The sequence below is a fragment of the Corynebacterium sp. AOP40-9SA-29 genome (assembly GCF_052377405.1).
Classification (GTDB): Bacteria; Actinomycetota; Actinomycetes; order Mycobacteriales; family Mycobacteriaceae; genus Corynebacterium.
The window spans coordinates 620,997-639,522 of the sequence record NZ_JBQSWR010000001.1; the positions used below are offsets into that span (position 1 = coordinate 620,997).

Genomic DNA, 18,526 nt, shown 5'->3' on the forward strand with positions numbered 1-18,526 from the left:
CGTCGTCGATATTAAGACGACTCTCAGTCCATTACCTCCCACGACACACCGGAGGACCCGCTCAGGCCCCGAACATCTGCCGGGCGATCTCCGGGGCGAGCATCCCGGCGAAGCGGTTGCTGAGGTGCTGGGAGTCGCGGTAGACCAGCACATTGCCGACCACCGCCGGGCACTGCCCGTCGCGGCACACCGCGGCGGTGAGGTCGAGGTGCGTCACGTCCAGCCCGGCGAGGGCGGACGTGGCCGGGTTGGACGCGGCGAGCGCCTCGTCCTGCGCGATGGCGCAGTCGGACGCCCCGGCGTCCTCTGTGTCGCCGGCCCCGGCGTCCTTCCCGCCGTCCTCGGCGGCGCAGAGACGCCCGTTGAGCTGCGTGCCCTCCTCCGCCATCAGCCACGGGGTGTCGCGCACGCCCCAGGTGTGGATGCCGGCGGCGGTGAAGCGGGAGACCACGTCCACGTAGCCCTGCGGCACCTGGTCGGGCCCGTCGCCGGCGATGGTGCTGGGCCGGGTGGAGGTCATGAACACCCCGTCGGTCGGCGGGTTGTCCAGGATGTACTGCTCGGCGGTGACCTGCCACTGCGCGCACTCCGGGTAATCCTCGCCGGTGTCGCGGGTCAGCGGTTCGCCGAGCACGCAGCCCATCTTCACCAGCGGCACGATCCGGATGCCACGCTCGGCGGCGATGCGGTCCAGGGCGGGCAGGTAGTGCTCGGAGTGTGAGCCGCCGGCCAGGTACATGGTGCGCGTCGAGTCCACGTCGCCGTAGGCGCAGGGTTCGTCGGACTCGTTGAAGTCCTTGGTCAGCACGAGGTCGGTCTCGTCGAAGCCGGAGTAGCAGCCGTCGTCCTGGGTCTGCGGCATCATCGGCTCGACTTCGGTGGTGTCCGGGATGATGTCGACATCCTCGGGTACCGGGGCATTCTCCAGGTAGGCGGCGGGGCCGGGGTAGTCGCGCGGGTCGACCGGTTCGGTGGCCAGGGTGGTCGCCCGGTCCTCGTTGTAGCGCGCGACGAGCGGCCCGAAGGCCAGTACGGCGACGCTGGCGGCGACCATCACCATCGCCGCGGTCGTCTTACCGCGGCTGCGCAGGGCGGCACGCAGGTAGTCGTGGTCGCCGAGCACCATCGAGCGCGGCGGACGCACCGACTGCTGCAGCGGCACCTCGATGAACCGCAGCGTGAGCCAGGCCAACACCACGGACGCGGCGATCACGCCGACGCCGACCGCCACACCGGTACCCGCACCCAGGGTGGCGGTCACGCCCTGCAGACCCGCGTCGGACGCCTCGGCGCCGGTCTCCTCCGCCGCGGCCTGCGTGGTGTCGGTGGCCAGAAACGTTGCCAGGGTCAGCAGCGGCCAGTGCCACAGGTACAGGCCGTAGGCGGTGCGGCCGAGGAACTGCAGCGGCGCGGTGCGCAGCAGCGCCGTCACGCCGGACGCTGCGTACTGCGAGGTCGGGGCGTCCTGCGTGGTCGCGGCGTCCCGCTCGGCGACGGGGTTGCCCGCCAGCACCACGAGCATCGCGCCGGCGAGCGGCACGAGCGTGAGGGGTCCGGGGAACTGCGCGGCACCGTCGAGCAGCAGGCCGGTGGCCACGATCAGCACCAGGCCGAGCACCCCGGCCGGCCAGCGCAGGCGCGCCCACACCGCGGGCAGCGTGCGGCCCAGCACGAACATGCCGAACAGCCCGCCCAGGCCGATCTCCCAGAAGCGCGACAGCGGCGAGTAGTAGTTCGCGCCCTGGTCCACGCCGCCGAGCCACACGGCGTAGCTGAAGCTGGCCACCGTGGCCAGGACCAGCAGCACGCGCAGCAGGGCCGTCCCGACCCTCGGCCACCTGCGGTACATCGACCCGAGCAGCGCGATGACCAGCAGCGAGCCGAGGTAGACCTGCATCTGCACCGACATCGACCAGATGTGCTGGAACAGGCTCACGTCCGCACTGATCGCGGCGTAGTCGTCGCCCTGCGCGGTGAGGTTCAGGTTCTGCACGTAGAGCAACGACGCCGCGGCATCCTCCCCCGCATCCGACCAGCGCACCGGCGCGTAGACCACCAGCGCGGCCACGAGCGACACCGTCACCACGGTGACCAGCGCCGGGTAGAGGCGACGCAGGATGCGCAGGAAGGACTGCACCACCGTGAGCCCGACCGGGTTCAGGGCGTTGCGGATCTGCGGGGCGAAGAAGAAAAGCCCGCCGAGCAGCAGGAACACGTCCACGCCGGCGGACACCCGGCCGACGAAGACGTGGAAGACCACCACCAGCGCGATCGCCAGGCCGCGCAGGCCGTCGATGTCGATGCGTCGGACGGTGGATTTCGTTTTTGTTCTAGTTTCTGCCACGGCGATCAGGCGGCGTCGTACATCTGCCGGCTGATCTCGGGCGCCAGCAGGGAGGAGAACAGGGACGTGAAGTGCTGTCCGTCGCGGTAGACCAGCACGTTGCCGACCACCGCCGGGCAGCGCCCGTCACGGCACAGCGCCGCGGTGAGGTCGATATTGGTGATGTCGAGGCCCTCGTAGGCTTCCGGCGCGGGGTTCACCGGCGACAGGCTGGCTTCCTCGGCGATGCCGCAGTCACCGCCGGCGGCGTCCTCGGTATCGTCCTCGGCGCCCTCGGCGACGCACAGACGCGCATTGCCCTGCACGCCCGGGCCCGCCATGTGCCACGGGGTGTCGCGGACGCCCCAGGTGTGGATGCCGGCGTCGGTGAGACGCTGCACCATCTCCACGTACTCCGGCGGCACCACGTCCGGGCCGTCGCCCTCGATCATGGTGGGCCTGGTGGAGGGCATGAACACGCCGTCGGTCGGCGGGTTGTCGAAGATGAACTGCTGCACGTTGTCGTTCCACTCCGCGCACTCCGGGTACGGGTCGCCGCTGAGGTGCGGCAGGTTCATACCCAGCACGCAGCCCATCTTCAGCAGCGGCACGATCTTGAAGCCCTGCTGCTCAGCGACCTCCTCGAGGCCGGTGAGGTAGTGCTCGGAGTGCGAGCCGCCGGCGAGGTACATGGTGCGGTCGGAGTCCACGTCGCCGTACACACACGGCTCGTCGGAGGAGTTGAACTGCTTGGTGAAGATCACATTGGATTCGGCGAAGCCGGAGAAGCAGCCGTCCTTCTGCGTCTGCGGCAGCATCTCTTCCTCCCCGACGGCGGGGTCGGGTTCGACGGGGACATCGTCTGGGGCGTTGGCGTCGGCGAGGAAGGCTGCGGGGCCGGGGTACTCGGCGGGGTCGATGTCATCGGAATCGACGGCGGCGGCGAGCTGGTTACGGTGATCGATCACCGGCCCGAAGGACACCACGGCGGCCGTGGCGACGACCATCACCAGCGCGCATACCGCGCCGACGGTGCCGCGGCGTCCCGCCACGGACGAGCGCACGTAGGACGCCGACAGCGCCGTCGCGCGTTCCGGCTTGGCCTGCTGGCGCAGCGGGGTCTCGATGAAGCGGTAGGTCGCCCACGCCAGCAGCACCGACACGATCACCACCACGGAGCCGACGAGGAAACCCTCCCCGTTGCCGAGGGTGGCGGTGATGCCGTTGAGGAAACCGGTGCCGCCGCCCGGGGCGGCGACCTCGGCACCCTGCGACATGAGGTAGGTGACCAGCACCAACGCCGGCCAGTGCCACAGGTACAGGCTGTAGGCGATGCGGCCGAGGAACTGGAACGGCGCGGCACACAGCATCGCCGTCACGCCGGACGCCGGGGCCTGCGAGGTCGCGGCGTCCTGCATGCTCGCAGCGTCCTCCCCGACGACGGGGTTGCCGGCGAGCACCACGAGCATCGCGCCGGCCAACGGCACGAGCGTCCAGGGGCCGGGGAACTGCGCGGCGCCGTCCAAGAACAGGCCGGTGCCGATGATCAGCACCAGGCCCACGATGCCGGCGCCCAGGCGCAGGCGTGCCCACACCGCCGGCAGTGCGCGGCCCAGCAGCCAGATGCCGAACAGGCCACCCAGGCCGATCTCCCAGAAGCGGGAGAACGGGGAGTAGTAGTTCGCGCCCTGGTCATGGCCGCCGAGCCAGGTGGCGTAACCGAAGCTGGCCACCGTGGCCACCACCAGACCCCAGTGCAGCACCTGCGAGCTGGAGCGTACGTGGCGCTGGAACATCGCCGCCACCGCCGCGATGACCAGCAGGGAGCCGAGGTAGATCTGCATCTGCACCGACATCGACCAGATGTGCTGGAACACACTGACCTCGCGGTTCACCGCCGTGTACTCCTGGCCGAGGTTCGCCAGGTGCAGGTTCTGCATGTAGAGCAGCGAAGCTCCGGCGTCCTCCCCGACCTCCGGCCAGCGCACCCGGTTGAAGATCAGCACCGAGGCGATGACAGCCACGGTGACGACCGTAATCAGCGCCGGGTAGAGGCGACGGAAGATGCGCAGGAAGGACTGCACCACGGTGAGCCCGGCGGGGTTCAGCGCATTGCGGATCTGCGGGGAGAAGAAGAAGATGCCGCCGAGCAGCAGGAACACGTCCACGCCGGAGGAGACCCGTCCAACGAAGACGTGGAAGATGACGACGAGCGCGATCGCCAGACCGCGCAGGCCGTCAATATCCCTGCGGTGGCCCCGGTACCTGCTGCCCGTCCGGGGGCCGGCCTGTGAACTGGCACCGGGCTGGCGTCGCGTGTGTGTCGAATCCATAGCGATCACATGGTATCGCCGCCGGGGCCCTACAGCACGAAGGCCCGCCGGGGCGGGGTGGGTCGGTGGGGGTCTGCGACCTATGGCAGGCACAGGGCCTTACGTTGTCTTATCTGTTGTGCGATGCTGTTTCAATGACTTCGCTACATGCCTATCCCCCGGACGATGAGGCCAGGCAGCACCTTCGCCAGGAGGCCGCGGCGCTCGCCGACGACTCCGGGGACAAGGCGGAAGCCTCCCAGGTCCTCCACGACATGGAGTCCCTGCGTACGTGGTGACGCTACTGCGACCATATGTCGTTGAGCCTGGCGATGGCCTGCTCCCGACTCATGCCGCGGATCTCATTCTCCGGCACGCCGTGGGCGAGCAGCTGACCGACAACCCCGGCCGGCACAGAGTTTTCCGGTGCGACAGCACGGCCACGATCCGGAAGGATGCCGTCCTTCACACACCGCCAGAACTCCTCCTGCGTGACCTCTAGCTGATCGCGCAGGATATGGCCCCACATCGAATCACCATAGGTCTTTCGTCCTGGCGGATGGGAGATTCGAGTTCGCAGAACCCGCCCGTCCGGCAACGAGAGTTCGAAGGTGAGATGGTGGCTGGTCCTCCCCCGGGCGTTGCGCACCTCCGACCAGAGTTCAGTGATGCAGAAGGTGCGGTGGTCTTTCCTGTTGGGGGACGGGTAGTGCCCGCTCATGCAGTGAGCCACTCAGCGAGCTGCTCATCCGTGGACAGGTCCGTCAGCTGGACAAGTTGCCAGTTGTCACGGTGGTTGACGGCGAAGCGGAGGTGATCGACCCAGTCGATCGCGTAGTCACGCATGGCATCGACCATGTCTGCGATGGCCCCATCAAACGAGTCGCCGTCGGCGGCCAGCGGCAACCCGGGGAGCATGATGCTCCAGCCGTCATTCTCGGCGACTGCCTGGGCATGTGCCGGACGGGCATCCATGAGCGTGCGGCGCAGCCGCTCTCCATCGACGACGACCGCGCGCAACCGGTCCCGTCGGACGACATTGGGCACACCCAACTCGGCGGAGTCGAGGAGCTCCTTGAAATGCTGTCGCCCTTGAGCGACGGTCCCGAAGTGCACAGCCGGTTTCGTATCCATGGCAACTAATGTACACCATGTACATGGTGTACACCATGACCAATTATTGGCGTGACTCCATGGTTCTTGTCGTTCCGACTACGCCCCGAACGCGGGGTGGTAGCTCACGACCGCACGCGGGTAGGACGTTTCCCCGTCGAGCCGCAGCGCCTGGAAGTAGGGCGCGCTCTCCTGCGGCAGCCCCTCCATCACCAGGCCCTCGCGGGCGGCGAAACCGAAACGGTCGTAGTAGGTGGGGTCGCCGAGAAGGACCGCACCGGTGGCGTCCTGCGTGGTGTCGAGGAACTCCAGGGCGCTGCGCATCAGCGCTGCACCGATCCCCTCCCCCTGGTGCGCCGGGGACACCGACAGCGGGCCGATTCCGAACCAGCGCCCGGCGTCCTCCCCTGCCGCGCCACCTGACGTATCGGCCTCCAGCGTCACCGGCGACACCGCCACATGTCCGATCACCCAGCCGGAACGCACCGCGACCAGCGACAACGTGAGTGCATCGGCGGCGCGCAGGGCATCGACGATGGCCGGCTCGCGCCCGTCGGAGTGCTCGATGCCCTCGAAAGCTGCCGCGGTGAGCGAGCGGATCTCGCCAGCGTCGCCACCATCAGCGGCCTCCGGGCGGATCACCGGGAGGCCGTGCGTGTCATCCGTTCCGTTGCCTGCGCCGTGGTTCATGCCACGGATTCTACTCAGAAACTACTCGACGCGGCGTCCAGCGTCGCGACCTCGTCCTCGGTGAGCTCCAGGGTCGTCGCCGCGATCAGCGGGGCGACCTGCTCCGGGGTGCGCGCCGAAGCGATCGGGGCGGTGACGCCCTTGGCCAGCAGCCACGCCAGCGCCACCGATGCCGGCTCCACGGAATGCGCCTCAGCGACCGTGAGCACGGCCTCGACCACGCTGAACGGGTCGGCGTCCTTCTCGAAGTAACCGCCGGTCTGTCCCTCGCGGGCAGCACCCTCCAGATCCTCACGGCTGCGGTACTTACCGGTCAGCAGGCCGGACGCCAGGGAGAAGTAGCTGAACACACCCACGCCGTACTCCTCGGCGACCTGCATGTAGCCGTCTTCGTAACCTGCGCGCGACAGCAGGCTGTACTGCGGCTGGATCGCCAGCGGGATGGCGTGGTCGAGCTCCAGCTCGCGGGCGGTCTCGAAGAACTCGCGCATGCGCTCAGTGGAGTAGTTGGACAGGCCGATGTAACGGACCTTGCCGGAGTCCACCAGGGCCGCGGCGGTGCGGACCTGGTCGGCGATCGCCACGGACTCGTCGTCGTAGTGGAAGTAGTAGAGGTCGATGACCTCGGTCTGCAGCCGCTTCAGCGAGTCGTCGAGGTTGGACACGACCGTGTCGTGCGCCAGGCCTTCGGCGCCCTGGAGTGCGCCGACCTTCGTGGCCAGGACGACCTGGTCGCGGTTGCCGCGCTCGGCGAGCCACTGGCCGAGCACGGTCTCCGACTCGCCGCCGGAGTGGCCCTCGCCCCACTGCGAGTACATGTCGGCGGTGTCGATGAAGTTGCCGCCGGCGGCGAGAAACGCATCGAGCACCGCGAAGGACTCCTCGGTGTCCGAGGTCCATCCGAAGGTGTTGCCGCCGAGGTTGAGCGGGGTGACCTCAAGATCGGTGCCGGGGATGGTAATACGCTTTGTCTCTGTCATGGCGACCACGGTACGCCCTACCGGAAGCGCGCCGGAAGTTCTGGCTCCCCGAGCGACAGCATCAACCGGTTCGCCCAGTTGAAGAATGCCGCGCCGTTGATCACGTCGATAATGGAGGCGTCGTCCAGCCCGGCGGCGCGCAGTCGTTCCACGTGGCCCACACCGAAGTCCACGGGAGTGCTGGTCAGCGCCACGGAGGCCTCGGCGATGGCGTTCCACGCCTCGGATCCCAGCTCCGGCAGGGAGTCGGGGCCGACGGCCTCGTCGCAGAGGCGCTGGACGTCGTCCTCCCGGCCGCTGGACTCCTGCAGGGCGCGCCCGGTGTGCACCGAGGCGCAGTAGACGCAGCCGTTGTAGCGGCTGGTCACCGCCGCGGAGATCTCGCGCTCGGCACGTCCGGCACCGTCGGTGACGTTGTAGAAGATGTCCTTGTCGGTCAGGGTGCGCGCTTCCAGCGCGTCCGGGTCGCGGGCGAGGAGGCGGAAGTAGGACGACTTCGCACGCATCGGGTCGACCAGCGCGGTGCGCTGCCGCTCGGTGAGCTCGGCTTCCTCCACCGGCGGCACCCACGGCTGCCAGCCCAGGCTGTGGCTGACGAACCGGGTGGGACGGTGCAGGTCCGGGTAGGTGTGGACGTCGAAAGCGCCGCCGGTGAGCGGCGCGGGGCCGCCCGGTTCCTGGGCTCGCTCCTGTGCCTCCCCGCGGCGGCGGACGGGACCGTCGGCGAGCGGCCAGTATCCGGCGTCCGCCGCCTTCAGGGCGGACAGCCCCGCTGCGGCGCGTATCTGGAAGCAGAGGAAGGAGATCAACTGCGCCAGGCTCACCACCTGCGTGGGCGTCCACCCCCACCAGGCCAGGGGTGCCAGGCGCTCCGGTCGACTGTCGCGCGGATGGAAGACCAGCAGGTGGGCGAACTCCAGGGCGGCGGCGAGTTTCTCACCGAGCACGCCGCGCACACGCGGGTCCACGCTGAACTCCGGTCCGGGCACGGACTCCCCGGCCAGATCCGGCTCACGGTAGGTGCCGTACGGCCCGACGGTGAGCCCGGTCTCCACGCACTCCGCCACCGCGTTGACGACCGCGTCCTCCACCACGTCGCCGAGCAGGTCGGCATAGAACTTAGCGGCCTGGCCCTGGTGCAGCCCGGCGACGAAGGCGGCGACCACATAGCGCTCGGTGTCGGTGAAGCCGGAACCGTCGCCCTCGCCGTCGCCGGCCTCGAGCAGCACCCGGAAACTGTGCTGAGCGTTCGTCCGGGCCTGCGACCGGTTGCGCCGCAGTTGTGCGACTGGCTCTCCGGGCTTAATGCCGGCGAGGAGTTCGATGATGTCTGTGCTGTCTGTGCTGTCGCTCATAGTCCCAGGTTAAGTCCTCCGGAGCGGTAGCGCCGCCCGCACTGCCCACTCGGGCCTCATACTTCGGTATGGACGAGCGATACCTTACGACGATTGTTCGCCCGCCTGGTGCGCTGCACACTGGAAAACATGTCAGCCACATCGAACTCTGCCCCCGTCCGACGCTCACCCTACCTCGCCGCACTCCGCTCCGAACTCGGAGAGAACGGAGCCGCCCGGCGCGCCACGGCCCTCCTCAACCAGAGGGTTCTCTTCCCCCATCGCGGCGAAGCTGTCCTCGACGAGGAAGCACTGCACCTGTCGACCTGGACCGACAACACCGACCTGACGATCACCCGGGACTCCGTATCCCGGATCACCCGGCAGTTCGACGACTTCTACGGAGCCTTCGTCGGCGGGGGTTCCAGCGCCTGGGGTGCGCCGGTGATCATCGAGTTCACCGACGGCACTGCCGTCTACCTGCTCTTCGACCACAAGGCCTTCCTGGAGAAGACGACCAACCCGAGCTGGGAGAAAGAGCTGCTGTCGTGGCTTTCAGCCTGACCTGCCCTACTGATCCCTTGGGGAGACGTGAAGGACGTCGCTGGAGCGATGTCGCGGCCGTGGCAATTGCCGCCATCATGGTCACGCTCTGGTTCATCGACCCAGAACCGACACCGGCGTACACCTCTTCTTCCTATGTCGCCGCCAGTATCGTACTGGGAATTCTCGGCACCGCGGTGTTGTGGTGGAGGAGAAGCCTGGCCACCCTCATAGCGACGGCGCTTATCGTCCTGTCGGTTTTCTTTGGCGTCGTGGCTGGCCCAAGTCTCGTTGCCCTGTTCACCGTCGCCGGATACCGGCCGCTGCGTCATGTACTAGCCGTCACTCTTCTCGCACTCGCAACAGTGCCCCTCCAGATCTCCGTAGGAACACCGCTGCCCCGGGATGTCATCCCGATCGGAACGGTACTGCTGTGCGCATTCATCCTGCTCGCGGTTGGCTGGGCCCTGGCATTGAAGTCGCGTCGGGAACTGGTGGATTCGTTGAGGGAGCGGGCGGCACAACTGGTGCGGGAACGGGACCTCGTGGACGAACAGGTGCGCAGGGCCGAGCGGGAGGCCGTCGCCAGTGAGCTCCACGATTCCCTGGCCCACCAACTCACGCTGATCAGCATGAGCGCCGGCACTCTGCGCTACCGAAGGGACGAGATCCCCGAGGAGCTAGCGGGGCTGGTCGAAACTCTCCAACACCAGTCCACGACAGCCCTCGACTCCCTCCGCTCCGCGCTGCGGGACCTCCGTACCCTCCGGACACTCGAGGACTCCGACACACTGCACGCCGGGGAAGACCTGGGCGCGGCGATCCTGAACCTTGTGGAGGAGGTTCGCAGTGCCGGACAGAAGGTGGAGCTCAGCGTGCACACGGATCGCGGCCTCAGTGTCCGATTGTCGTCGATCATCTTCCGCGCGGTCCGGGAACTCCTCACGAATGCCCGGAAGCATGCTCCAGGGTCCCCGGTGAGGCTAACGGTCCTGGCGAACCGAGAATCCGGGATCCTGGTGGAATGCTCGAACTCTTTGGCAGGAACGGGCTCACTGTCCCAGGGGAACGGCGGCAACCACGCTGAACAGGAAGGACAGGGTACAGGACTCTCAGGAATCGCCGAACGGATACAGGTCTACAGAGGAACCTTGAAAACGAGCCGGACGACGGAGAATGTCTTCTCCGTCCAACTTAGGGCACCGTGGTCGGTATGAACCCTCCTGAGGAGACGTGCATCCGGGTCACCGTCGTCGATGACGACCCGTATGTCCGCAGCGCGTTGACAGCTCTCCTCCAAGCGGCACCGGGCGTGGTCCCGTCTGCCTGCTACTCGAGCGGAGACGAGGTAGCCGGGACGGAGGCGGACGTCGGTGACGTCGTACTCATGGACATCCGGATGCCCGGATCCGACGGCATCACCGCGACCGAGGTACTTATGTCACGGCCGGTCCCGCCGAAAGTCATCATGCTCACCACCTTCGACCTCGACGCGGATGTCGCACGGTCGCTGCAGGCCGGCGCCGCGGGCTACCTCCTCAAAGGCGAGTCACCTGAAACCGTGGTCGACACCATCAAGGCCGTGTCCCGCGGGGAGACCATCCTGTCCCCCACCGTTACCCGACAACTCGTCACCATGATCCAGCGCACGACGGGGCGGATGGAGGAGGCGAGGAAAAAGCTCGCCTCGCTCAGCGACCAGGAGTCACGGATCGCCCAGGAGCTGGGGCGCGGGTGCTCCAACAGCGAGATCTCCGGCTCCCTGCACATCTCGGTGCCGACCGTGAAGACCCACGTCAGCGGAATCTTCAGGAAGCTCGGCGTGACGAATCGTCTCCAGGTCGCGCTTCTCGTCCGGGACGCCGACGAGGCTCATAGTCCCAGGTTAAGTCCTCCGGAGCGGTAGCGCCGCCCCGGGATTGCGTCGAGTAGTCGGATGGTGAAGTCGCTGGTCGGACGCTCGAAGATGTCCTCGGTGCGCCCGGACTCCACCTGGCGGCCACCGGACATCACCGACACCGTGTCGGAGATCTCGCGCACCACCGCCAGGTCGTGGGAGATGAAGACGTACGTCAGGCCGAGCTCGCGCTGCAGCTCGTCGAGCAGGTGCAGGATCTGCGCCTGCACGGTGACGTCCAGGGCGGACACCGCCTCGTCGAGCACCACCAACTCCGGGTCGAGGATCAGGGCGCGGGCGATCGCCACGCGCTGGCGTTGACCGCCGGAGAGTTCCGCGGGACGCCGCTCGGCCATGCCGGAGCCCGGTGTGCCGAGGGCGACACGGTCGAGCATCCCGTCCACCCGCTCACGGATCTGCGCCCGCGAGAGGTCGGTGAGGTTCTGCAGCGGTTCACCGATGATGCGTCCGATGCTCTGGCGCGGGTCCAGCGAACTATAGGGGTTCTGGTAGACCATCTGCACGCGTCGTCTCAGTTCACGACGCCCCTTCGCATCCAGGGTGTCCACGCGCGTGTCACCGAGGCGCACCTCGCCGGACGTCGGACGCCGGAAGGCGGTCACCGCCCGGCCCACGGTGGACTTGCCCGAGCCGGACTCCCCGACGATGGCGTGCGTGGTGCCCGGCAGGACGGAGAAGGAGACGTCGTCCACCGCGACGGCGTCCCCGAACTCCTGGCGCAGGCCGGTGACCTGCAGCAACGCCGGGGTTCCGTCCTGCGGCGTCGCGGGACGGTAACTCGCCGCCTCCACGGCGCTGACCAGTGACGGGGCGTCCGCAAGCAGTCGGCGCGTGTAGTCGTCGCGCGGGTCGGTGAGCACGCGGTCGGTCGGGCCGTCCTCCCGCACCTCCCCGGAACGCATCACGACCAGCTCGTCGGCGCGGTCGCCGGCAACGGCGAGGTCGTGGGTGATGAACAGGACGCCCAGGCCCAGCTCATCGCGCATGCGGTCGAGCAGGTCCAGGATGGTGCGCTGCACCGTGACGTCCAGCGCGCTGGTCGGTTCGTCGGCGATGAGCAGGTCCGGTTCCAGCGCCAGGGCCGCGGCGATGAGCGCGCGCTGCTTCATGCCGCCGGAGAGTTCGTGCGGGTACTGGGAGTAGCGGCGTTCCGGATCGTCGATGCCGACGGTGTCCAGTAGCTCGACGACCTTCGCGCGACGCTCTGAGCGGGAGCTACGGCCGTGGGCGCCATGGATGCGCAACCCCTCGCCCACCGACTCGCCGATGGTCTTCACCGGGTTCAGCGAGTTGTTCGGGTCCTGCGGGATCAGGCCGATGCGCTTTCCACGTATCGTGCGCCACTCGCGGCGACCCAGATTGCGCAGGCTGCGTCCTTCCAGCAGGATCTCGCCGGACACCGTGGCGTTGTCCGGCAACAGGCCGAGGGTGGCCATCGCCGAGGTCGACTTGCCGGAGCCGGACTCCCCGACGATGGCGGTCACCCGCCCGCGCCGGACGGTGAGGTTGACGTCCTTCACGGCGTGCACCTCGCCGCGGCGCGTCCGATAAGACACCGCCAGGTCGCGGATCTCCAGCAGCGGCGGCTCGGCAGGACGCGGCGCGCGTGCGCGCTCGTCATGCCAGGAGCCGTCGTCCCAGTCCATTGCTTCCGTCACTTCCGCCATGGTCAGGACTCCTTCCGCAACGACTGACTCAGATGGTTGGTGGCCAGCACGACCAGCACGATCGCCAGGCCCGGCAGCACCGTGAGCCACCAGGAGGTGGCGATGAAGTCGCGGCCCTCGGAGATGATCAGGCCCCACTCCGGTGTGGGCGGCGGCGCACCGTAGCCCAGGAAGCCCAGGGTGGACAGTTGCAGGATCGCGCTGCCGAACTGCAGTGCCGCCAGGGCGATCACCGGGGTCAGCGAGTTCGGCAGGATGTGACGCCACAACACCTGCATGGCCGTGCCGCCGGAACCATAGGCCGCCTCGACGAAGTCGCTGCCGGCCACGCTGAGCACCTGGGAACGCGCCAGCCGGGCGAACACGGCGACGTTGGTGACACCGACGGCGACCGCGGCGTTGAAGGTGCCGTAGCCCAGCAGGATGATCACCGCCAGGCTGAGCAGCAGCGACGGGATGGACAGCAGGACGTCGACCACGCGCATGACCAGGGCGTCCAACCAGCCGCGGCGCGCGCCGGCGAGCAAGCCCAGCAGGGAGCCGGCGACCATGCCGACGAGCACGGCGAGCAGCGCGCCGGCCAGCGACTGGCGCGCACCCCACACCACCCGGGTGTAGAGGTCGCGTCCGACCGCGTCCGTGCCGAACCAGTGCTCGGCGGACGGGGCGAGCAGCGGCGCGGTCTCCCCGGAGGACGTCGGGTCGCCGGAGGCGAACACGCCCGGCACCAGCGCCCAGGCGACGGCGATGAGCACCACCGCGCCGGAGAGCCACACGCCGGGGCGGAGAGTTCTGAGAGTTCTGAGAGTTTTGAGGGTCTTGAGGTTCGTGCCCATCATGCCGTCACCGTCCTGCGCAGTCGGGCGTCGAGGACCGGGTAGAGCAGATCCACGATCAGGTTGACCAGGATGAACGCCGCGGCGGCGAGCACGACCACCGCCATGAGCACCGGGGTGTCACGGGTGGAGACCGCGGACACGGTGGCCGCGCCCAGGCCCGCCCGGTCGAAGACGGCCTCGGTAATCACCGCGCCGCCGACCAACTCACCGAAGGTCACCCCGGCGATGGTCAGGGCGGGCAGGGCGGCATTGCGCATCACATTGCGCCACAGGATCCACTGCTCCCCGGCGCCGCGCGCCCGCACCACGGTCACATAGGGCTGACGCGAGGCATCGTCGATGCCGCGGATGAGCACCTGCGCGATCGGCGCGGACAACGGCAACGCCAACGCGATCGACGGCAGGATGAGTTCCTGCACCGCGCTGGCGTGGATCACCGGCACCCAGGTGAGCTGGAAACTGAACGTCTGGATCAGGATGATGCCCAGCCAGAACGCCGGCAGGGAGATGAACAGCGGCGGCAGCGCGCGCAAGGCGCCGCGCACCCAACCGAACCGGGAGGACGTCGCGGCCACCGCAATCACCACGGCCACGACCACGGCCAGGATGAAGCCGGTGAGCGCCAGGGTCAGGGTGCTCGGCAGCGCCTCCCCCAGCATCGTGGACACCGGGGTGCCGGTCTCCATGGAGAAGCCGAAGTCGCCGCGCAGCATGCCGGTCAGCGAGTTCCAGTAGCGGGTGAGCACCGGTTCGTCCGCGCCATAGGACTCACGCATCTGCGCGATCTCCTGCGGCGACAGGCCGAGCTCGGGGTTGGCGTAGCGGGTCTGCACCGCGTCCCCCGGCAGGGCGGTGAGCAGGATGAACGCCAGGGTGAAGGTGGCCCAGAGGACCAGCAGGGACTGGCCGATGCGCCGCAGTACGGCACCGGTGGTCAGGGAATCCATGGTGTCTGTCAGCCCTCCTGCTCTTCGGCGGCGTCGGATTCGGTGTCGAGCGTGACCGGGTAGAACCACGGTCGCCCGATCGGGTCGGTGGTGAAGCCATGCACGTAGTCCTGCACGCCGTAGACCTGCGGCTCCTCGAAGAACGGCAGTACGTACGCCTGCTCGGTCAGGTAGTCCTGCACATCACCGCTGGCCGCGGCACGGTCCTCCTCGTTGACCGAACTGGACACCTTGAGCAGCAGTTCCTCAAGTTCCGGATCGCCGATGGACTCGTCATCGGCGTCGAAGTTGAGCAGTTGGTTGCGGTTCTGCGAGTAGTACTGGCTCTTGATCACGTCGTAGTCGGCGCGTCCGACCATGGTCACGTTGAGCTGGATGAGGTCCTGGTTGACCTGCGCGGCCTTCTGCGCGGCAACGTCGCCGGGGTACAGGTTGACCTCCACGCCGATGTCACGCAGCTGCTCCTGGACCATGGTCACCACCTCCCGGGTCCGCGGCTGCTGCGCGGAGTCGTTGGCGGTGAGGCTGAGCCGCTCGCCGTCCTTGACGCGCACGCCATCAGAGCCCGGCACCCAGCCGGCCTCGTCGAGCAGGTCGCGGGCCTTGTCGGGGTCGAATACGTAGGCGTCCTCCTGCTCACGGTAGCCCGCCGCGGTGCTGGCCAGCGAGGACGTCGCCTTGGTGTAGGAGTCGCTGAACAGGGAGTCCAGGATCCGGTCGCGGTTCACCCCGGCGATGATCGCCTGACGCACCCGGATGTCGCTGAGCAGCGGGTGGCGGAAACGCAGGGCGAGCTGGTTGTTCACCCCGTTCGTCGGCGCGGACAGCACCTCGATGCCCTCATCGGCGAGGTGCTGTTCCTCCGGGGCCTCGATCTGACGGGCCACATCGCCCTGGGCGGTTTTCAGCCCGCCGACGCGCACACTGTCTTCCTGGGTGATGACCACGCTGACCCGGTCGATCTGTGCGGCACCCTGCTGGTCGTCGGCGGCGTCGCGGCCCTGCGGCGCCCAGTCGTAGTCGTCCCGGGCGTCCAGTGTGACCTCGGTGTTGAGTTGTTCGTCGGTAACCACGAACGGTCCGGAGCCGACGACGGACGACGCGCTGCCCGGCGCGAAGCCCTCGTCCGACTGCGCCAGACTGGAGTCGGCGAGCAGCCCGGCGTTGAAGGAGCTCGTGGCCTGGGCGAAGCCGGGCTCCGGGTCGGCGAAGTGGAAGCGCACGGTGGTGTCGTCGAGGACCTCGCCGCGCTCGTAGCTGCTGATCTGCTCCGATGACGCCAGGCCGCGGTCCGGATCACCGAGCGCGAAGAGGTCGAAGTTGTCGACCACGTTCTGCGCGGTCAGCGGCGTGCCATCGGAGTAGGTCACGTCGTCGCGCAGGGAGAAGGTGTACTCCGTGGCGTCGTCGTTGACCTCGGGCAGGTCGGTGGCGATCCACGGGTGCAGCTCCAGGGACTCCGGGTCCTGCCACAGCAGCCGGTCGGTGATGTTGTTGAGGATGCCGCCGTTGGGGTAGAAACCGGCGGCCGGCGGGTACAGGGAGGTGAACGGCAGGGACTCCAGGTACACCAGTTCCCGTGCGCCGGCATCGCGGTCGCCGGACGACCCGCAGGCGACGAGGGACGCCGCGACGGCGACGGCGGTCACGGCGGCGGCAACCGGGGCGAAGATCGTGCGGTTCCTGCGGTTCGTGCGGGTGGTGCGGCGTGACGGATGCAGCGGCGACATGGGCGATTTAGTGCTTTCAACAGAACTGAACAGATCTGTCTGTTCTTCCAGGGTGCGCCCACCGTAACACAACAGTTTGCGACCGATACCATGGTGGCCATGAACGCCATAGCAGTCATCGGCGGGGGCCCGCGCGGCATCTCCGTCCTCGAACGGCTCAGCGCCCTGGTGCGCGACCGGCACGCAGCGTCGTCCGGCACGTCCGGCACGTCCGGCACGTCCGGCACGTCCGAACCTGTCACCGTGCACCTCGTCGACGACGTCGCCGTCGGCACCGGCCGCGTCTGGCGCACCGACCAGACACGCACGCTGTGCATGAACACCCTCGCCGACGCCGTCACCCTGTTCACCGAACCCGGCTCCACCGTGACCGCGCCCGTACTCGAGGGCCCCACCATGTACGAGTGGATCCGCCTGCTGCGCGGCGAGGAACTCACCGGGCCGGCCGGCACCGCGAAGTCCGAGCTCTTCCACGCCCACCCCGGCCTCGTTCCGGAGGAGGTCGGCGTCGACTTCGCCGCGGAACTGGCGTCCAGCCGCCCGGAGTCCCACCCCTCGCGCGCGCTCTACGGCCACTACCTGCGGTGGGTGTACGACGTCGTCGTCGCCCGCCTGCCCGAGGGCCTCGTCCTGCGCACGCACACCACCCGCGCCACCGACGTGCGCGCCACGTCCGACGGCCACGACCGCATCACCCTCGCCGACGGCACCACCCTCGACGCCGACGCCACCGTGCTCGCCCTCGGCTGGACCGACACCGAACCCGACGCCCTGGAAACCTTCACCGCCCAGTCCGTGGAGCATTACCCCGAGCTGACGTGGGTGCGCCCCGGAAACCCCGCCGACCAGGACGTTTCCGCACTGCCCGCGGGGCAGGACGTGCTCGTCCGCGGCCTCGGCATGGGACTGTTCGACCTCATGGCCATGGTCACCATCGACCGCGCAGGACGCTTCGTGCCGGACGCTTCGGCGCGTTCCGGCCTGCGCTACGAGGCCTCCGGCGACGAACCGCGCCTGGTTGTCTCCTCCCACCACGGCTACCCCTACCAGCCCAAACCCGTCTACGACGCGCTGCCGCCGGCAGCGCGGATGCCGCGCTTCCGCGCCGAACTCGCCGCCGTACCGTCCGACGCGCCCGCCGGCTCCATCGACTTCGGCGAGCGCCTGTGGCCCGCGCTGCTGCGCGATGCCCACGAGGCCTACTACCGCGTCCTGCTGCAGGACGCTCCGGACCTGATGACGCAGGTCACCGATATCATCGATGCTTCGGACGACCCCTGGAACCTGCACGAGGACCCCGCGCTCGCCGCCCTCGTCCCCGACGCCGCCGACCGCTTCGACATTCCCGGCTACGCCGACCCCGTCGCCACCTACGTCCGGACGCGCGACAGTGCGCCCACCATCGACGAACTCACCGCCCACATCGGCGACCGTCTCGCCGCCGACCTGCACGAGGCGTCGCTCGGCACCGCCTCCGCGGTCAAGGCCGGACTGCAGGTCATCGGTTCCGCCCGCAAACCCGCTCAGGTCGCCGACCAGCCCGGACGCTTCACCCTGGAGTCCCGGCGCGGTGCCTACGCCGAACTACGACGCGTGGGCCAGATGGTCGGCTCCGGGCCGCCGGCGTTCCGCACCGCCGAACTGCTCTGCCTCGTCGACGACGGCTACGTCCGCTTCCTCGGCGGCCACCCCACCGTGGTCGTCGACCCCGAGGCACCCGCGTTCCTCATGGCCTCCGAGACCACCGGGGACGTCAACGTCTCCTCCACCACGCTGGTCGACGCCTGGCTGCACAAACCCGCCGTGCGCGACACCGCCTCGCCCATCACCGCCGCGCTGGTGCGCGACGCCCGACTGCGCCCCTTCGTCTTCACCGGCGGCGCCGACGAGACCGGGCAACCCGCCGAGGTGGCGTCCAAGGCCCCGGAGGTCGACCTGGCGACCTCCCGGCTGGTACACGTCGACGGCAGCCTGGACCCGCGCGTGCACATGCTCGGCATCCCGCTGCAGGAGGTCCGCGCCGACATGACCATCTCCCCCATGCCCCGCACCGACCCGCTGATGCTGCAGGAGACCGACGCCGCGGCCGTGTCGGCGTTGGGCGTGCTGGACTCCGCCGGGAAATAGCCC

General features: G+C 68.7%; 16 protein-coding genes. 5 read left to right on the plus strand and 11 right to left on the minus strand.

The window, feature by feature from the left end; genetic code table 11:
• Window positions 1–61: 61 nt before the first annotated feature.
• Window positions 62–2,344: an acyltransferase family protein gene (locus tag ACT3SZ_RS02920; RefSeq protein ID WP_444616551.1), complete on the minus strand. Its 2,283-nt coding sequence runs from the start codon at window positions 2,342–2,344 to the stop codon at window positions 62–64.
• Window positions 2,345–2,349: 5 nt separating this feature from the next.
• Window positions 2,350–4,656: an acyltransferase family protein gene (locus ACT3SZ_RS02925; RefSeq protein WP_444616552.1), complete on the minus strand. Its 2,307-nt coding sequence runs from the start codon at window positions 4,654–4,656 to the stop codon at window positions 2,350–2,352.
• A 134-nt stretch (window positions 4,657–4,790) separates the two neighbouring features.
• On the opposite strand from ACT3SZ_RS02925, the gene ACT3SZ_RS02930 reads away from it, so the two are divergent.
• A complete protein-coding gene (locus ACT3SZ_RS02930) occupies window positions 4,791–4,934 on the plus strand; it encodes a hypothetical protein (RefSeq protein ID WP_444616554.1) in 144 nt (47 codons plus the stop codon).
• Between the two features lie 2 nt (window positions 4,935–4,936).
• Here ACT3SZ_RS02930 and ACT3SZ_RS02935 read toward each other — a convergent pair whose 3' ends face one another.
• The 5 genes from ACT3SZ_RS02935 to ACT3SZ_RS02955 all read right to left on the minus strand — a co-directional run bounded on the left by ACT3SZ_RS02935 (window position 4,937) and on the right by ACT3SZ_RS02955 (window position 8,773).
• Complete coding sequence (locus ACT3SZ_RS02935; protein WP_444616556.1) at window positions 4,937–5,356, minus strand: cytotoxic translational repressor of toxin-antitoxin stability system; 420 nt, start codon at window positions 5,354–5,356, stop codon at window positions 4,937–4,939.
• Window positions 5,353–5,769 (minus strand): prevent-host-death protein, encoded by a 417-nt coding sequence (locus ACT3SZ_RS02940; RefSeq protein WP_444616558.1) that lies wholly within the window; start codon window positions 5,767–5,769, stop codon window positions 5,353–5,355. Before ACT3SZ_RS02940 ends, ACT3SZ_RS02935 begins: the two co-directional genes overlap by 4 nt.
• Window positions 5,770–5,847: 78 nt before the next feature.
• Window positions 5,848–6,438, minus strand: a complete 591-nt coding sequence (locus ACT3SZ_RS02945) for a GNAT family N-acetyltransferase (protein ID WP_444616560.1) — start codon at window positions 6,436–6,438, stop codon at window positions 5,848–5,850.
• Window positions 6,439–6,452: 14 nt separating this feature from the next.
• A complete protein-coding gene (locus tag ACT3SZ_RS02950) occupies window positions 6,453–7,418 on the minus strand; it encodes an aldo/keto reductase (RefSeq protein WP_444616562.1) in 966 nt (321 codons plus the stop codon).
• Window positions 7,419–7,435: 17 nt separating this feature from the next.
• On the minus strand, window positions 7,436–8,773 hold the full coding sequence (locus ACT3SZ_RS02955; protein ID WP_444616564.1) for an alkylhydroperoxidase domain protein: 1,338 nt from the start codon (window positions 8,771–8,773) through the stop codon (window positions 7,436–7,438).
• Between the two features lie 129 nt (window positions 8,774–8,902).
• On the opposite strand from ACT3SZ_RS02955, the gene ACT3SZ_RS02960 reads away from it, so the two are divergent.
• The 3 genes from ACT3SZ_RS02960 to ACT3SZ_RS02970 are packed head-to-tail and all read left to right on the plus strand — an operon-like array spanning window position 8,903 to window position 11,201.
• The gene (locus ACT3SZ_RS02960; RefSeq protein ID WP_444616566.1) at window positions 8,903–9,316 is read left to right on the plus strand and encodes a hypothetical protein; all 414 of its coding nucleotides are present in this window, start codon (window positions 8,903–8,905) and stop codon (window positions 9,314–9,316) included.
• A 59-nt stretch (window positions 9,317–9,375) separates the two neighbouring features.
• Window positions 9,376–10,512 (plus strand): sensor histidine kinase, encoded by a 1,137-nt coding sequence (locus tag ACT3SZ_RS02965; protein WP_444616567.1) that lies wholly within the window; start codon window positions 9,376–9,378, stop codon window positions 10,510–10,512.
• Window positions 10,509–11,201: a response regulator transcription factor gene (locus ACT3SZ_RS02970; RefSeq protein WP_444616569.1), complete on the plus strand. Its 693-nt coding sequence runs from the start codon at window positions 10,509–10,511 to the stop codon at window positions 11,199–11,201. Before ACT3SZ_RS02965 ends, ACT3SZ_RS02970 begins: the two co-directional genes overlap by 4 nt.
• Here the strand turns inward: ACT3SZ_RS02970 and ACT3SZ_RS02975 are convergent.
• From ACT3SZ_RS02975 to ACT3SZ_RS02990, 4 genes are read right to left on the minus strand one after another with little or no spacing between them, the layout of a single operon-like run.
• Window positions 11,168–12,880 (minus strand): dipeptide ABC transporter ATP-binding protein, encoded by a 1,713-nt coding sequence (locus ACT3SZ_RS02975; protein ID WP_444616571.1) that lies wholly within the window; start codon window positions 12,878–12,880, stop codon window positions 11,168–11,170. The two genes, ACT3SZ_RS02970 and ACT3SZ_RS02975, sit on opposite strands and share 34 nt — an antisense overlap.
• A 2-nt stretch (window positions 12,881–12,882) precedes the next feature.
• The gene (locus tag ACT3SZ_RS02980; protein WP_444617041.1) at window positions 12,883–13,716 is read right to left on the minus strand and encodes an ABC transporter permease; all 834 of its coding nucleotides are present in this window, start codon (window positions 13,714–13,716) and stop codon (window positions 12,883–12,885) included.
• Window positions 13,716–14,657: an ABC transporter permease gene (locus ACT3SZ_RS02985; protein ID WP_444617042.1), complete on the minus strand. Its 942-nt coding sequence runs from the start codon at window positions 14,655–14,657 to the stop codon at window positions 13,716–13,718. Before ACT3SZ_RS02985 ends, ACT3SZ_RS02980 begins: the two co-directional genes overlap by 1 nt.
• Window positions 14,658–14,674: 17 nt before the next feature.
• Window positions 14,675–16,396 carry a TIGR04028 family ABC transporter substrate-binding protein gene (locus tag ACT3SZ_RS02990; protein WP_444616572.1) on the minus strand — a complete coding sequence of 574 codons (1,722 nt, stop codon included), beginning with the start codon at window positions 16,394–16,396 and terminating at the stop codon, window positions 14,675–14,677.
• A 99-nt stretch (window positions 16,397–16,495) separates the two neighbouring features.
• Between ACT3SZ_RS02990 and ACT3SZ_RS02995 the strand changes: the two genes are divergently transcribed.
• Entirely contained in the window at window positions 16,496–18,523 is a 2,028-nt protein-coding gene (locus ACT3SZ_RS02995; RefSeq protein ID WP_444616574.1) for an FAD/NAD(P)-binding protein, read from the plus strand.
• The last annotated feature ends 3 nt before the right edge of the window (window positions 18,524–18,526 follow it).

What these genes read in the sequence shown, in the direction of transcription:
- ACT3SZ_RS02935 (WP_444616556.1), bottom strand. Translation starts at nt 5,356, where the DNA reads ATGAGCGGGCACTACCCGTCCCCCAACAGGAAAGACCACCGCACCTTC.
- ACT3SZ_RS02945 (WP_444616560.1), bottom strand. Translation starts at nt 6,438, where the DNA reads ATGAACCACGGCGCAGGCAACGGAACGGATGACACGCACGGCCTCCCG.
- ACT3SZ_RS02930 (WP_444616554.1), top strand. Translation starts at nt 4,791, where the DNA reads ATGACTTCGCTACATGCCTATCCCCCGGACGATGAGGCCAGGCAGCAC.
- ACT3SZ_RS02995 (WP_444616574.1), top strand. Translation starts at nt 16,496, where the DNA reads ATGAACGCCATAGCAGTCATCGGCGGGGGCCCGCGCGGCATCTCCGTC.
- ACT3SZ_RS02950 (WP_444616562.1), bottom strand. Translation starts at nt 7,418, where the DNA reads ATGACAGAGACAAAGCGTATTACCATCCCCGGCACCGATCTTGAGGTC.
- ACT3SZ_RS02955 (WP_444616564.1), bottom strand. Translation starts at nt 8,773, where the DNA reads ATGAGCGACAGCACAGACAGCACAGACATCATCGAACTCCTCGCCGGC.
- ACT3SZ_RS02940 (WP_444616558.1), bottom strand. Translation starts at nt 5,769, where the DNA reads ATGGATACGAAACCGGCTGTGCACTTCGGGACCGTCGCTCAAGGGCGA.
- ACT3SZ_RS02990 (WP_444616572.1), bottom strand. Translation starts at nt 16,396, where the DNA reads ATGTCGCCGCTGCATCCGTCACGCCGCACCACCCGCACGAACCGCAGG.
- ACT3SZ_RS02970 (WP_444616569.1), top strand. Translation starts at nt 10,509, where the DNA reads ATGAACCCTCCTGAGGAGACGTGCATCCGGGTCACCGTCGTCGATGAC.
- ACT3SZ_RS02960 (WP_444616566.1), top strand. Translation starts at nt 8,903, where the DNA reads ATGTCAGCCACATCGAACTCTGCCCCCGTCCGACGCTCACCCTACCTC.
- ACT3SZ_RS02925 (WP_444616552.1), bottom strand. Translation starts at nt 4,656, where the DNA reads ATGGATTCGACACACACGCGACGCCAGCCCGGTGCCAGTTCACAGGCC.
- ACT3SZ_RS02975 (WP_444616571.1), bottom strand. Translation starts at nt 12,880, where the DNA reads ATGGCGGAAGTGACGGAAGCAATGGACTGGGACGACGGCTCCTGGCAT.
- ACT3SZ_RS02980 (WP_444617041.1), bottom strand. Translation starts at nt 13,716, where the DNA reads ATGGGCACGAACCTCAAGACCCTCAAAACTCTCAGAACTCTCAGAACT.